Origin of the sequence: Paenibacillus sp. NPDC056933, from assembly GCF_042674385.1 — a bacterium.
In the GTDB taxonomy this organism is placed as follows: Bacteria; Bacillota; Bacilli; order Paenibacillales; family Paenibacillaceae; genus Paenibacillus.
Genome location: NZ_JBHUQN010000001.1, coordinates 3,077,685 through 3,090,629, shown reverse-complemented (window position 1 = coordinate 3,090,629; position 12,945 = coordinate 3,077,685). Strand labels below are relative to the sequence as shown.

The window sequence follows — 12,945 nt, the reverse complement described above, 5'->3', positions numbered from 1 at the left end:
TATAGCGTGGAATTGTTCAACTATAAAAAAACACAAGATGTACTGGCTCTATCCGCCAGCTTTACGGATTTTACCTATAAAAAGCATTGCCATGAAGAATATGCGGTTGGGGTAACCCTGCGCGGCATTCAGCAATACCATCTGGACGGACATTATCAGGCCTCCCATAGAAATGGCGTGATGCTGTTCAACCGCGAACAGTCCCATGATGGAAGCTCCTATGACAAGGCTGGCATAGATTATGTGATGCTGTATCTCAAGCCGGAGTTGGTCGAAGAGATTCTGGGGAAGAAGGAATTGCGCTTTTCCACCCCTATCGTTTATGATCCCCAGCTCGCTCGAAGCATTCTGCTGCTGAACAATGCTGTTCAGAGCAGTCAGGACGAAGCAAAGTGCAGTGAACTGCTCTTCGACTTGATCCAATTGCTCTCCCAATCTGAAATGGACACCAAGCTTTGGCGACCTCAGGATAGTCTGGTCCGAAAAGCCAAAGAAATGATGTTTTCCAGCATCGAAGATGTGCTGAAACTGGACGATCTGAGTGCGGAATTCAACATGTCCAAGTTTCAGTTTATCCGTGAGTTCAAATCACAAGCCGGCATATCTCCTTACCAATTTTTCCTGAACTGCAAGGTGGAACGTGCCCGGCAATCCATCGAAACACACAAGGATATCTACTCTGCTGTAGCCGAATGTGGATTTGTAGATCTGACCCATCTGAACAGACACTTTAAACGGGTATTCGGTATCACGGCTTATGAATATATGCTGCAACTCAACTAATTGAATCGGTACGACTGATCCCACCTTATGCAGAAAATCCCCGCATGCAAACGCGAGTATACCTCTACGTTCCATGCGGGGATTTGATTTTTTTCTTTCTTTTGCCGTAATGATGTGTCTCCTCCATTAGACCTTCTATCATGTACGTTCATGTACGTCTCTTTCTTCTCCAGATCCAGCCCATGACCAATACAAGCAATAAAATAAGTCCACCATATATCATGAGATACAACGACCAGCTTTGTCCATGAATGGTTTCTCCAAAATCATTCTGACTCACTACTTTTCCTGTTCCTAACAGCTTTAACGCGTCTCCAGCTTGATCAAGGGAAACATTTCCACTACAAAGATTCGTATGCAGCTTACTTCCCTTTTCATCCTGGTAGGCAAAGATCAGATAGGATTGATTCTTTTCAAATTGAATCCCGCAAGATTCTGAGCCCGCATCATTTCCCATGATAATCATTCGTTTGGAAGAAACGCCCTTCCATGCGGTGTCCACCTCAAAGGTATATGCTCTCAATCGGTCAGGGCTGAATATTTGCGTCCCCCCCTTTTTCACCACTTTACCCGTAAAAACCGATGTGTACGTCTTCAGTTTCTCTTGGGCGTTCGAATCGACACAACTGCAAGCATAAGCTTTCACTTCCCAAAATCCCGTGAATCCAGTTGAAATGACTAACAGAACCAACGTTATCAAGACTAAACGTTTCATTTCCGTTCTCCTTCTTCCTGAATTGAACATGCCATGATATGTAAATTGCTAAATTCCTCCAAATTCCATAATTATAAATTATTATAACATAATGATAATCCCCATAATGGGGATTTTTTTCGAGCTATCACTTGGTTTGTGATCCAGCTGCCTTTTATTATTTCAGAAAAGACTGGGAAATTTGTTTCGCCGTATCCATCATAACCGAATTGCTGGACATCACCGTTAAAATACTCGCTCGTGTATTCACATCCATCTTCTTCAGTACGTCTATCGTTTTGGCAGAGTCGGCCTGGAACAATTTTTGGATCAGCAGGGCTGCACTTGGAGAAGACATTTTGGAGAAGGTTTGAACCAGTTCCTTGACCGATTGGTTAGCTATGTTGCTATTCTGCTTGTTGATTTTACGCTGAATAAGCGCAAGATCATGATCCGTAACTACAGAGCGAGGCTTCATTTGCATCGAAAGGCTGGCAACCCGGTCCGGGTCCATTTTACTCCAAATCAGCGCCCTTTGTTCTGGGGACATTTCGGTCATGGCATACACGATCTCCAGATCGGTCAATTGTGCGAGTGCAGCAGCAGCCTTGTTTGCAGGCATACCGGCATAAGTCTTGGCAACGTCCTTCGCTGCAGCCATATGAACCGTTGACTGTACAGCCGGAACCACCGAAGTTGTGGAAGCTGTGGCCTGTGGCTGAACGGATTTCTGTGCTTTCAACGAAGCCATGGATGATGCCTGAGCTTGACTGACTGGATTGGCAGATGCAACAGTCGGTGTTGCATGAACTCCAGTCACGTTCTCCACGGCATGCAGTACGGCGTCCTTGACAGACGGAACCAGAAAAAATGCGGATGCTCCGGCAGCGCCAATGCAGATCAGGGCAACAAGCCACCCCATCCCCGATGATTTCTTTTTAGGCAGTACTTTTGGCGTGATTTTGGCTGGCTCAGATTTGATCTCGTTATTAGGTGTTTTAGCATATGTAGTTGAACTAATGGATTGAACCCGATTCGGCCGGCTCATCATGATCACTTCTCTCTTGTACTGGAGTTAAAGCTCAGTCTAAACCTTCTTCATTAAAATTTGATAAGAAAACCGCATTACATTTTTTAATCTTTTCCAATTTGAATGTTGTACACTGGACTTGGTAAGCTTAACCTGTAAGCTCGATCTGGCTGCCTCCAAATTAAAGGAATGGACCGATTCTAATGAAAAACATATTGCTGATTGAAGATGAGAAAAACCTGGCTCGCTTTATAGAACTGGAACTACAGCATGAAGCCTACACGGTAAGTGTAGCCTACGATGGAAGAAACGGACTTGAACTGGCACTCGAAAAGGAGTGGGATCTGATCCTGCTCGATCTCATGTTGCCCGGCATTAATGGCGTAGAAGTGTGCCGAAGAATACGCAACATAAAACAAACGCCAATCATCATGATTACGGCACGGGATGGTGTTATGGATCGGGTCATGGGGCTTGACAGTGGAGCCGATGATTATATTCCGAAGCCTTTTGCAATTGAAGAATTGCTGGCACGGATGAGATCCTTATTTCGTCGTTCCAACACGGTCAGCGAAAATTCTTTACTAATACATCAAGGATTGCAGCTGGATCTGGAGGGGCGCACTTTTCAGAAATACGGAGAGGCTGTTGAATTAACGAGACGCGAATTTGACCTGTTAGTGATCCTCATGCAAAATATCGGCCGTGTCATGACCCGGGAAATGCTGCTTGATCTGGTGTGGGGATACGATGCTGACGTAGAGACGAATGTAGTGGATGTGTATATCAGTTATTTGCGCAGTAAAATCGATGCTCCGGGCTCCCCCAGCTTTGTTCAGACGATACGCGGTTTGGGTTACGGGATTCAGAAATGATTCGCTGGATTCGAAAATATCTTCCCCGTGCCCATTGGTCTATTCGCTGGAAACTGACGATCTGGATTTCGCTCTTGCTGGGCGCGCTGTTTATTGTGTATAACATTGTCCAATACCTTGTCATCAACGAATGGCTCATTGTTCAGGAAAAGCAAAACATTGAGAAAAGCATGAATGAGATCGAAAGTTACCTGCAAGAGAAAGAAGTGTCAGCAGCACAAATCGCAGATAACCGTTCTTTGATTACCAAGTTAAATCAGGAGAATCAGATGATCCGCATTCTGGACCAGAAAGGAACTGCGCTGCTTGAAGTGACCGACCGCCTTCCTGAACAGTGGATTGAGCCGCAAACGGTGCAAAAACGCATTTTGATTACTGCATGGCATTACGAAGATCACCTGCTTATTATGAGGTCCCCACTCATGACCACGAAGTTTAGCGGGACGATTGAAATCGTGACTAACCTGGAAACTACGGATAAATTAAGCGATATGCTATTGCTGGTGATGTTTGCCGGGGGAATTGCAGCTGTGGGATTAAGCATTCTGGGCGCATTTCTGTTATCACGCCAATTCGTCAAGCCCATTATGACTATGAATGCAACGATGATCCAGATCCAGCAGAAAGGACTTCATGAGCGCGTCGATGTGCCCGATCAACATGATGAACTGTCCAATCTCGCCCGGATGTTCAACCGCCTGATGGATGAACTGGAGCTTTCGTTTCAGCAACAAAAGCAGTTTGTCGAAGATGCTTCGCATGAGTTGCGTACACCCGTTGCCATCATTGAAGGACACATTTCCCTGTTGAACCGTTGGGGCAAGCATGACCCGGACGTCTTGAATGAGTCCCTGGATGTCTCGGCCCAGGAACTTAAACGGTTGAAAACCATTGTGAATGAACTGTTAATGCTCAGCCAATCCGAGTCCGGGCACATTGCAGTAGACGCTGCGGTCGATCTTCGCCAGACTGTCCAGCATGCGCTCACCAACGTTGTGCAGTTGCACCCGGCCGCTGCCTTTGACATTGATCTGGAGCACCTATCCGGTATTGAAGTGGAGATCCTTCCTCAACATCTGGAGCAGATTCTGCGGATTTTGGTTGATAATGCCGTTAAATATTCACCGCTGACCAAAGAGATTCAGGTCTGCGGAACGCGACGTGACAACGATGTCTGTATTCAGGTTGCCGATAAAGGCATGGGGATTCCAAGAGAAGACTTGCCTTTTGTTTTTGATCGTTTCTACCGTGTCGATAAAGCCCGCAGCCGTGAACAAGGCGGTACCGGCCTGGGACTCGCCATTGCGGAACGTCTCGTCAAACGGTACAACGGAAAGATACTCATCGATAGCCAGGAAGATGAAGGAACTACCGTGACCATTCTGCTTCCCGCATACCCGCCTTCTGAAAGGCGGCAAACCGAACCCGGTCATGCATAAGAGGGCTGCAAAACAGCCCTCTTTTCCACCACTGCAGCATGGAATCCCGATTCTGAAACAGCTGATCTGAAGCTTCGGATGAACAGTATTTTATTTGCTTTTTTTTGAATGGGATGCTTTGGCCTGTGAACGGATGACAAGCGCTGGAAGTTTCAACCGGATGAAGATCTGTCTGACTCCCCACGCACTTCCCACACCAAGGAGCGCGCCGGCAGCTACATCCGAAGGATAGTGTACGCCAGACCATACTCGGGCAAATGCAATACAAGCGGCAACGAAAACCCAACCCCATCGGTACCGGACGTGACCCAGCCAAAAGGCAGTGGCACATGCAAATGCAACCGTTGCATGATCACTTGGAAAGGAAGCATCCGCACTATGGCTGATTAATTGAATGACCGAATGAGTCACAAATGGGCGATCTCTGTACAGCAAGTGACCTATAATAAAACTGGCGGCGGTACCGGCACATGCTGCCAGAATGGCTTGCAGTGCCATCAGGAGGTTTCTACGACTCTTTGATACCCCATAAGCAAATATTCCTACCGGGAACATAAAAATCGCAAATTTCGCAAAGAATATCATGATGCCATTCAAGTATGTGAGCTGTGCCGACTGCAGGTTAATCCAGTGAAAAAGCTGGTAATCTATTAATATGAAAGACATAGGCAATCCCCTTTTCCCAATTTAAAGAACCTGCATTTGATCATAACCCTCTTTTCTGGGAACAGCTTTAAGGGGAGATTAGAGAACGATAAGAAAAAAGACACCTGGAGGAACATAACTTCTGATGAAATATTTGAAAAAGACCATTTCCATCCCACTGCTCGCCGCAGCACTAAGCCTTGCTGTATTTGCAATCATTGCCCTGTCCATCAGCGATAACCAGATCCATCAATTTGACGATTCTCTGATTGCGTGGATTCAGGGCATGGAATCTCCCAGCATGACCCGGTGGATGGAGTTCTTTACCTGGATTGGCAGCGGCTTGCCCGTCATCGGTATTACAATCATTTCAATGATCGTGTTGTATGTCTTTTTGAAGCACCGACGGGAACTTCTATTTCTGGGCTGTGTCATCGCAGGTTCAGCGATACTGAACACCTTGCTGAAGCTCATGTTTCATCGTGCGCGTCCAACCATTCACCGTATCATTGAAGTAACCGGATACAGCTTCCCCAGCGGACACTCCATGGCAGCGTTCAGCTTGTACGGGGGACTGGCTTTTCTGATCTGGAAGCATATACCTACAGCAGCCGGGCGCGTATTCATGATCATTGTGAGTGCAGCTTTCATCCTGACCATTGGCATGAGCCGTATTTATCTGGGCGTGCATTATCCCAGTGATGTAGTCGGAGGTTACTTTTTAAGTGGATGCTGGCTTGCCATATGCATATGGTTCTACCAGCGCTATTTGGAACGAATCTCCCTGCTACAGTCCAGGAAGCTGGCCTAGACCTTGTCTTTTTTCACAAGCACTTTTCAGAAGGATGTGCGCTAATCCGCCAGCGCACATCCTTGATTACACCCTTGTCGAATACAAAAGAACCTCACGGCGTCCTGCTCCAGTGAGGTTCTTTACGTAATTATGAAACCATTTTACAGTGGCAGCTTAGAGTTCCTCGCCATTGGATTCAATGACTTTTTTGTACCAGTAGAAACTCTTCTTCGGTGTTCTGCTCAGATCACCATTGCCGTCATTGTCTTTGTTCACATGAATGAAGCCGTAACGCTTCTTCATCTCACCCGTGGATGCGCTGACGAGGTCGATACATCCCCACATCGTGTAAGCGATAAGTTCTACACCATCGGCAACGGCTTCTTTCATTTGTTCAATATGACCTCTCAAATAATCAATACGATAATCATCCTGAATGGAGCCATCTTCCTCCACCACATCCACTGCACCCAATCCGTTCTCCACAACCATCAATGGAATCTGGTAACGGTCATACAGGTGGTTCAGTGTGTAACGCAATCCTTTCGGATCGATCTGCCAGCCCCAATCGGATGCTTCCAGATACGGATTCTTGATGCCGCCCAGCAGATTTCCCTCTGCTCTATCCAACGACTCATCCGCACTCTCGACCAAAGACATGTAATAGCTGAAGGAATAGAAGTCTACGCAGCCTTCACGCAGAGTCTGTGCATCTTCCGGCTGCATCTCGATCTGGATGCCTTCTTCGGCGAAGAAACGTTTGGCGAATCCAGGGTATGCTCCACGAACCTGTACGTCTCCACAGATCATGTTGGACAGCTGGTCCTTCTTCTGGGCGAGCAAAATATCGTCCGGGTTGCATGTATTCGGATAGGTTGTCATGAAAGCGACCATACAGCCGATTTGGAAGTCAGGATTGATTTCATGTCCCAGCTTCACCGCTTTTGCACTTGCAACAAATTGGTGATGCAGCGCCTGGAAGCGGGTCTGCGGATCATCGATGCCGTCCGTCAACGTTTGCTTGCCTTCAAAGAGGATTCCTGCAGCCATATAAGACCCCAGTGGCATCGTCAGACAGTTGATCTCATTGAAGGTCAGCCAGTATTTTACCTGGTCTTTGTATCGGTTGAAGAGGGTTGTACAATACCGGATATAGCAATCGATGACTTCGCGGGAAGCCCAGCCGTTATATTTCTCGGTCAGACCGAAAGGTGTCTCGTAATGTGAAATGGTTACGAGCGGTTCAATGTTGTACTTTTTCAACTCGGCAAAGACGTTGTCATAGAACTGCAATCCCTCTTCGTTCGGCTCCAGATCGTAACCGTTCGGGTAGATTCTGGACCAGTTGATCGACATGCGAAACATTTTGAAGCCCATTTCGGCCATCAGGGCAATATCCTCTTTGTAATGACCGTAAAAATCAACCGCTTCGTGGCTCGGATAATATGTGCCCTCTTCCAGTACTGGTGTAATCCGTCGTGGTGTTGTGTGAGTTCCACCTGTCATCATATCGGCAGTGCTTGGGCCTTTACCACCCTTGTCCCATCCACCTTCAAACTGATTGGCAGCCGTTGCGCCACCCCAGAAAAATCCGTCTTTCATCGACATCATCCATTCCTCCTTCATGATCTTCGTAACACTGTACATTCAGTGTACCATCCATACCCTGACACCTATTGTCATGGTATAATATTACCATGGAAAATAACCGATTATTCAGAATGTTATTGCTGCTATTGGAGAAAAAGAAAGCTACCGCCCCGGAACTTGCGCGTTTGTTCGAGATATCCGTGCGTACGGTCTACCGTGATATCGACAGACTGAGTGCGGCGGGTATTCCCGTATACACAACAACCGGAAAGCATGGCGGCATCCATCTGATGGACAACTTTGTGATGGACAAATCCCTGTTGTCTGAGGATGATCAGAATGAAATTCTGCTGGGACTCTATAGTGTCAGCGCCATCCCTCACCTCAACAGTGCGCATATGCTGAAACGACTGACTGCTCTGTTTGACCACAAGCTGGATTGGATCGAGTTTGATTTTTCACCATGGGGCAGCATTCCGCTGCAGGAGAGAGAACTGTTTAATCAGGTCAAGCAGGCGATCTTCACAAATCAATGGATAACGTTTCACTATGTCAATTCGGATGGAGAGAAGAGTGTTCCAACCGTGGAACCGCTCAAACTTTTGTTCAAGAACAGTACTTGGTATTTCAAGGGATACATCCACGATGAGCCTAACCGAAACGAATTTCAGACGTTCAAAATGAAACGCATTACCCAACTGGAATTTCTTCCGAGGGTTTCCAGGAACAACGTGAACATCGGTTCAACTGAAAATGAGGCTCACGCCTCTATCCATCAAATTCCTCTGGAACTATTGTTCTCAAGCTCTATTGCGTATAGAGTATATGATTTTTTTGAACCGTCACGCATTGAAAAAGAGCCCGATGGCAGGCTGCGCGTTGCCCTTGAACTGAATGAGGGAGAATGGCTGTACTCCTTCCTGATGTCGTTCGGATCGGACCTGACCGTAGTCAAGCCTCCACACATTGGACAGGAACTGCTCAGACGACATATCAAAGCGGTAGAACATTTGCAACAGGTCGTTAACAACGAGCTGGAAAATGAATGATATAATGAAACTATGATCATCTTGTTGAATCTTTTGGTTTCATATCCGTCCATTTCCTGAAGGAGGTTTGTCCATGCAAGACATTAGACGTAACAATGTGGAACGATTCAAAGGTTTCGGTACGCTGTATGACCAGAACCGGCCTGCTGCGCCCACCGAAGTCGTGGATATTCTGACGAATTATTTGGGCAGCAAACCTCGCATGGTCGCAGATGTTGGCTGTGGTACCGGTTTATCCTCGTGGATTTGGCTGGATCAGGCAGAACGAGTTATTGGTGTGGAACCGAGCGACGACATGAGAGCTGTTGCGGAGTCCAAATGGGAGGCGGCAGGCAAGCCGGACCATCTTCGCTTTGTGTCCGGGCTGTCTCATGAACTGGGACTGCCCGATGGCAGTGTGGATATCGTAACCTGCTCACAGTCGTTCCACTGGATGGAACCCGAGTCCACACTACGCGAGTTCGCGCGTGTACTTCGTCCGGGAGGCATTTTTGCCGCTTACGACTGTGACTGGCCCCCTGTGCTGGATTGGCAACTGGAGCAAGCGTATCTACAGCTGAATACCGAAGCCGATCATCGAGCAGCCAGTCTGGCCCCTCAGGAAAATCAGGCACATAAATGGAGTAAAGACGGACATTTGCAGCAGATTCAGCAATCCGGCTTATTCCGTTATTCGCGTGAAATTGTGTTTCATCACCGGGAAACATTCGATGCAGACCGATACGTCAATCTGGCCCTTAGTCAAGGAGGATTGCAAACGGCGGTTAAGCTTGGAGCCACTGATCTGCTCGCGGCAGCAGACGAGTTCAGACATTTGGCTACCCGCATATTTTCCGGTGAATCCAGAGAAGTTTTGTTCTCTTATCGGATGCGACTTGGCATCGTCTGACCTCAAGCTAAGCTCATCAAAATTTGCCCCAAAAACAAAACACAAAGAAGAAACTCACAAAAGAAACCTGCACCGTCACTTGAATCGTGATGGTACAGGTTTCTTTATTACAGATTGGATCAAGAGGAGAACAGATCGCTTAATTGTCCCTCCTGTACATTCAATGCCAGCACCAATTTGGATGGGTCATGCTTCGAATAGATCACGTTAATGATATGACCCTGCTGCACTTGAGGCAGCGCAGACGGTAAGATCTCTTTTTGTGTCGTCACATTAAAGGTTTCTCCATTTGACTTCGTGATACTGAGCTGGAGCTGAAGTTTGATTTTATTATGGCCTCCGTTTCCAAGCGGGGTAACATCGAGAATTTTGGCCATCGCTTTTTCGCCCGTTCGGGCAATCTCCACCATCTCGGGGGCCACACCTTGCTGCATCATCTTCTCATCCAGCAATTGCTGCATATCTCCCTGTGACAGTCGCCCTTTCAGATCCAGCCCTACCTTGCGCTCATCCTTGACGGAGACGACTAACGGAATGAAGCTGCCCGGCTGGAACTGAGCCATAGACGTCAACGGTATAATGGTTCTTAACTCGGTATCGTATTTCTCCCGCCCTTTGCGGGAAACGGTCAGAGCCAATCGAACTTCCGGCTGCTCATTAATATACGTTCCCGTCTGCTGGACGCTCTTAATGACACCAACCGCTGGTAAACCTGATTTCACCCGTCCTACGCCAAAGATATTACCCAAAATGGAGGGGATAAAGATCAGCCCAAATCCGGCAAAAATTGCCGGTGTATACCACCATGCCTGCATAATGATAAAAGGATCATTCCACAGCTGCTGTGCCAGAAACGGGGAGAACCCTACCCCAAATACAGTCAATACGCCAATGAATCTCAGGAATCCTACCATATCCCCCACCCTCTCTATCTCTCTTTTATTCGTTGTTAATTGCATTATTGAAATAGTAGACTACCCTCTCGTAACCCGAGCATCTTCTAGACGGATAACAGTCCCATATAGATCAGCTCAGAGGGATTCGCTGGATTTTGGCCCAATCCCACCCGATCTCCCACTCGTGGAATCTGCATCTTGGACACCAGAGTCTCCAGTGTTCGCTGATACTGATTGCCGTTCGTCTCTTTCACATCCAGAACAAGCACAACAATCGGATCAAAATTGATCAATTTACCTGTATCCGTAATCGTGAGTACCGTGGCAGTTGCAGTTAATGGAAGAGCACCACTTGCTGCCAGTTGCGCCTGCTTCGCTGAATCCAGACTCTGATTGATGGCCTCCCGATGTTCCTTCGATACAAAACCTTTCATCATCATGCCGGTGAGTCCTTTATTCATCATTTTATCCGCCTTGGCAATCGCATCTTCCTGCTTGTTCTTTTTACCAAACCATCCCATTGTGAACACCTCATTTGTTTTATTGTTGGTTATAGTTAAATTATAATCACGAGGGCTTGTCCTTGAATACCCTTCTGGCCGCATACAAAAGAAACGAAAAATTCGGCAAATGAAACACAGAATGATCGTCTCTTTTGTATACATTGGAGTTAATTCCGCAAAAAAAGAGCCGCTACACGGCTCTTGAATGAAGGATCAGCAACTATATTTTGTGGCAGATCCGTTGTTGACGTACAAAACCCACCCTGAAAATGGCCTTTTCAAGCTGATTTTCCATTTATTTTTTGCGTAACAGATAAACCAGCTTCCGATAATACATGGCAGCTTCCTTATATTTACGCTGATCCTCGGACACCACGGCCATTCCCTCATATAACGGTTCAAGCCGCATGAAATGCTGTACGGACTCAAAGTAAGGCAGACATGCAAGTGCACGCTCCATAAACACCTCGCGATCTCCATGCGCTAGAGCCAGATGGCTCTGGTAGAACGTTACGCTCATCTGCTGATCCTGGGTCATTGCACATTTCAACAGTTGATCCACACTCTGCGCAAGTACACCCCAATTCTTTCGTGCCAGTGCCACTTCACACCGATACACACTGACTAACGGCTTCATAGCCTGCTGGGTTTCTTCCGGTTCCTGCTGCAACAGGGATTCGAATCGCTCGATCTCCGACTGTGCCTGATCCAGTTCCCCCGTCATGGTCAGCATGACTATTCGATTGTTCGCAATAGCTGTGACCAGATCTCCCTGATTCCCGGCATACACCAGATTCGCCTCCGCCATCGTCAATGCCGAGAGTGCCTCCTGCACAAGTCCCATCGCAAAGCAATATCCGCTGTACGCCACATATAACCCGGACAACCGATGGAAAAGCCGCTGATCATAGACATGTCTCATGGTGAGATCGAACACCTGCTTGGCATCTTCGTACTGTTTGACTTGAATGTAGGCTTCCATCTTGATATTTTGCACAGACAGCCAGAATTCACTACCAGGAAGGGCCAATTCACTGAGCCTCGTTGCGTGCGTTAACACATCCACATAGGCAAGCTTGGAACGATAGTATTGCACTTTGTAATATAATAACGCCTTCGCTAACGGACGCGGCAGATCAACATCGTCAGGACGGCCGTATTTCTCCAGATAAAAATTCAAATAGGATGTATGTATATATTCATAAGCTGCTGCATCATTTAATTGCTGATAATAGACCGCCTTCATCAAGGCCGTGGTCAGCTCTACAGTCAGCGAATCATCCCGATCCTCCAGCCCGTGCACGATATCTTCGGATATAGCGGAGGCCGGAACTGACATTTGTTCAAATATGGCTTCAGCCCGCTCCAATGTTTCTTCGTCCTGCGCTGAAGCATTCATCAAATAGGCTGGTTTAACGCCCAGCCGCTCAGCAATAGCTGCAGCCAAGTCTTCAGGGAGTGGATAACGATCCGCCAGAATATTGGCAAAGTGAGCCTGCGTGACCAGACCTTCTACAAGGTCTTTACGGGAGATTTGCTTTCTTTTGCTCAGAAATTCAATCCGTTCCTTCAGCATGGCTCGTATTCCTTTCGTTTCAATCCTTAGAATCTTCTATATAATATCATCCCGGAAGAGAAGCTGGAATACCTGTCTTCTGGTCATATCCATCGAAACGGTTTCCGTTTCGGAGGCAATTGTTTTACAATAAGGAGGTATGTACAGGAATATGATCCATTAATGATGACAAGAGTTGACTAT

At 47.0% G+C, this 12,945-nt stretch carries 13 protein-coding genes; 6 read left to right on the top strand and 7 right to left on the bottom strand.

Annotated features, from left to right (window positions below):
- Window positions 1–6: 6 nt before the first annotated feature.
- On the top strand, window positions 7–783 hold the full coding sequence (locus ACFTRD_RS13685; protein WP_379380605.1) for an AraC family transcriptional regulator: 777 nt from the start codon (window positions 7–9) through the stop codon (window positions 781–783).
- 148 nt (window positions 784–931) lie between these two features.
- On the opposite strand, the gene ACFTRD_RS13680 is transcribed toward ACFTRD_RS13685, so the two are convergent.
- Both ACFTRD_RS13680 and ACFTRD_RS13675 read right to left on the bottom strand, forming a co-directional pair.
- Window positions 932–1,498, bottom strand: a complete 567-nt coding sequence (locus ACFTRD_RS13680; protein ID WP_379380603.1) for a hypothetical protein — start codon at window positions 1,496–1,498, stop codon at window positions 932–934.
- 157 nt (window positions 1,499–1,655) lie between these two features.
- Window positions 1,656–2,528 (bottom strand): magnesium transporter, encoded by an 873-nt coding sequence (locus ACFTRD_RS13675; protein WP_379380601.1) that lies wholly within the window; start codon window positions 2,526–2,528, stop codon window positions 1,656–1,658.
- Window positions 2,529–2,710: 182 nt separating this feature from the next.
- Between ACFTRD_RS13675 and ACFTRD_RS13670 the strand changes: the two genes are divergently transcribed.
- Window positions 2,711–3,382: a response regulator transcription factor gene (locus ACFTRD_RS13670; RefSeq protein WP_379380599.1), complete on the top strand. Its 672-nt coding sequence runs from the start codon at window positions 2,711–2,713 to the stop codon at window positions 3,380–3,382.
- Window positions 3,379–4,821 (top strand): HAMP domain-containing sensor histidine kinase, encoded by a 1,443-nt coding sequence (locus ACFTRD_RS13665; protein ID WP_379380597.1) that lies wholly within the window; start codon window positions 3,379–3,381, stop codon window positions 4,819–4,821. Before ACFTRD_RS13670 ends, ACFTRD_RS13665 begins: the two co-directional genes overlap by 4 nt.
- Window positions 4,822–4,911: 90 nt before the next feature.
- On the opposite strand, the gene ACFTRD_RS13660 is transcribed toward ACFTRD_RS13665, so the two are convergent.
- Complete coding sequence (locus tag ACFTRD_RS13660; protein WP_379380595.1) at window positions 4,912–5,487, bottom strand: undecaprenyl-diphosphatase; 576 nt, start codon at window positions 5,485–5,487, stop codon at window positions 4,912–4,914.
- Window positions 5,488–5,611: 124 nt separating this feature from the next.
- On the opposite strand from ACFTRD_RS13660, the gene ACFTRD_RS13655 reads away from it, so the two are divergent.
- Window positions 5,612–6,277, top strand: a complete 666-nt coding sequence (locus ACFTRD_RS13655; RefSeq protein ID WP_379380593.1) for a phosphatase PAP2 family protein — start codon at window positions 5,612–5,614, stop codon at window positions 6,275–6,277.
- A gap of 156 nt (window positions 6,278–6,433) precedes the next feature.
- On the opposite strand, the gene ACFTRD_RS13650 is transcribed toward ACFTRD_RS13655, so the two are convergent.
- On the bottom strand, window positions 6,434–7,867 hold the full coding sequence (locus ACFTRD_RS13650) for a glycoside hydrolase family 1 protein (RefSeq protein WP_379381354.1): 1,434 nt from the start codon (window positions 7,865–7,867) through the stop codon (window positions 6,434–6,436).
- Window positions 7,868–7,956: 89 nt separating this feature from the next.
- Here ACFTRD_RS13650 and ACFTRD_RS13645 point away from each other — a divergent pair, with 89 nt between their 5' ends.
- Together ACFTRD_RS13645 and ACFTRD_RS13640 are read left to right on the top strand one after the other, a co-directional pair.
- On the top strand, window positions 7,957–8,898 hold the full coding sequence (locus ACFTRD_RS13645) for a helix-turn-helix transcriptional regulator (protein WP_379380591.1): 942 nt from the start codon (window positions 7,957–7,959) through the stop codon (window positions 8,896–8,898).
- Between the two features lie 73 nt (window positions 8,899–8,971).
- Window positions 8,972–9,787 carry a class I SAM-dependent methyltransferase gene (locus ACFTRD_RS13640; RefSeq protein WP_379380589.1) on the top strand — a complete coding sequence of 272 codons (816 nt, stop codon included), beginning with the start codon at window positions 8,972–8,974 and terminating at the stop codon, window positions 9,785–9,787.
- A 119-nt stretch (window positions 9,788–9,906) separates the two neighbouring features.
- Here ACFTRD_RS13640 and ACFTRD_RS13635 read toward each other — a convergent pair whose 3' ends face one another.
- The 3 genes from ACFTRD_RS13635 to ACFTRD_RS13625 all read right to left on the bottom strand — a co-directional run bounded on the left by ACFTRD_RS13635 (window position 9,907) and on the right by ACFTRD_RS13625 (window position 12,762).
- Window positions 9,907–10,701, bottom strand: a complete 795-nt coding sequence (locus ACFTRD_RS13635) for a hypothetical protein (RefSeq protein ID WP_379381352.1) — start codon at window positions 10,699–10,701, stop codon at window positions 9,907–9,909.
- 86 nt (window positions 10,702–10,787) lie between these two features.
- The gene (locus tag ACFTRD_RS13630; protein WP_379380587.1) at window positions 10,788–11,204 is read right to left on the bottom strand and encodes a hypothetical protein; all 417 of its coding nucleotides are present in this window, start codon (window positions 11,202–11,204) and stop codon (window positions 10,788–10,790) included.
- Window positions 11,205–11,481: 277 nt separating this feature from the next.
- Window positions 11,482–12,762, bottom strand: coding sequence for an XRE family transcriptional regulator (locus tag ACFTRD_RS13625; RefSeq protein ID WP_379380585.1), 1,281 nt, complete (start codon window positions 12,760–12,762; stop codon window positions 11,482–11,484).
- Window positions 12,763–12,945: the final 183 nt, after the last annotated feature.

Bases quoted from the DNA above. Each gene is read 5' to 3' on its own strand.
- ACFTRD_RS13675 (WP_379380601.1), bottom strand. From the start codon at position 2,528: ATGATGAGCCGGCCGAATCGGGTTCAATCCATTAGTTCAACTACATAT.
- ACFTRD_RS13640 (WP_379380589.1), top strand. From the start codon at position 8,972: ATGCAAGACATTAGACGTAACAATGTGGAACGATTCAAAGGTTTCGGT.
- ACFTRD_RS13680 (WP_379380603.1), bottom strand. From the start codon at position 1,498: ATGAAACGTTTAGTCTTGATAACGTTGGTTCTGTTAGTCATTTCAACT.
- ACFTRD_RS13645 (WP_379380591.1), top strand. From the start codon at position 7,957: ATGGAAAATAACCGATTATTCAGAATGTTATTGCTGCTATTGGAGAAA.
- ACFTRD_RS13650 (WP_379381354.1), bottom strand. From the start codon at position 7,867: ATGTCGATGAAAGACGGATTTTTCTGGGGTGGCGCAACGGCTGCCAAT.
- ACFTRD_RS13660 (WP_379380595.1), bottom strand. From the start codon at position 5,487: ATGTCTTTCATATTAATAGATTACCAGCTTTTTCACTGGATTAACCTG.
- ACFTRD_RS13655 (WP_379380593.1), top strand. From the start codon at position 5,612: ATGAAATATTTGAAAAAGACCATTTCCATCCCACTGCTCGCCGCAGCA.
- ACFTRD_RS13670 (WP_379380599.1), top strand. From the start codon at position 2,711: ATGAAAAACATATTGCTGATTGAAGATGAGAAAAACCTGGCTCGCTTT.
- ACFTRD_RS13665 (WP_379380597.1), top strand. From the start codon at position 3,379: ATGATTCGCTGGATTCGAAAATATCTTCCCCGTGCCCATTGGTCTATT.
- ACFTRD_RS13635 (WP_379381352.1), bottom strand. From the start codon at position 10,701: ATGGTAGGATTCCTGAGATTCATTGGCGTATTGACTGTATTTGGGGTA.
- ACFTRD_RS13630 (WP_379380587.1), bottom strand. From the start codon at position 11,204: ATGGGATGGTTTGGTAAAAAGAACAAGCAGGAAGATGCGATTGCCAAG.
- ACFTRD_RS13625 (WP_379380585.1), bottom strand. From the start codon at position 12,762: ATGCTGAAGGAACGGATTGAATTTCTGAGCAAAAGAAAGCAAATCTCC.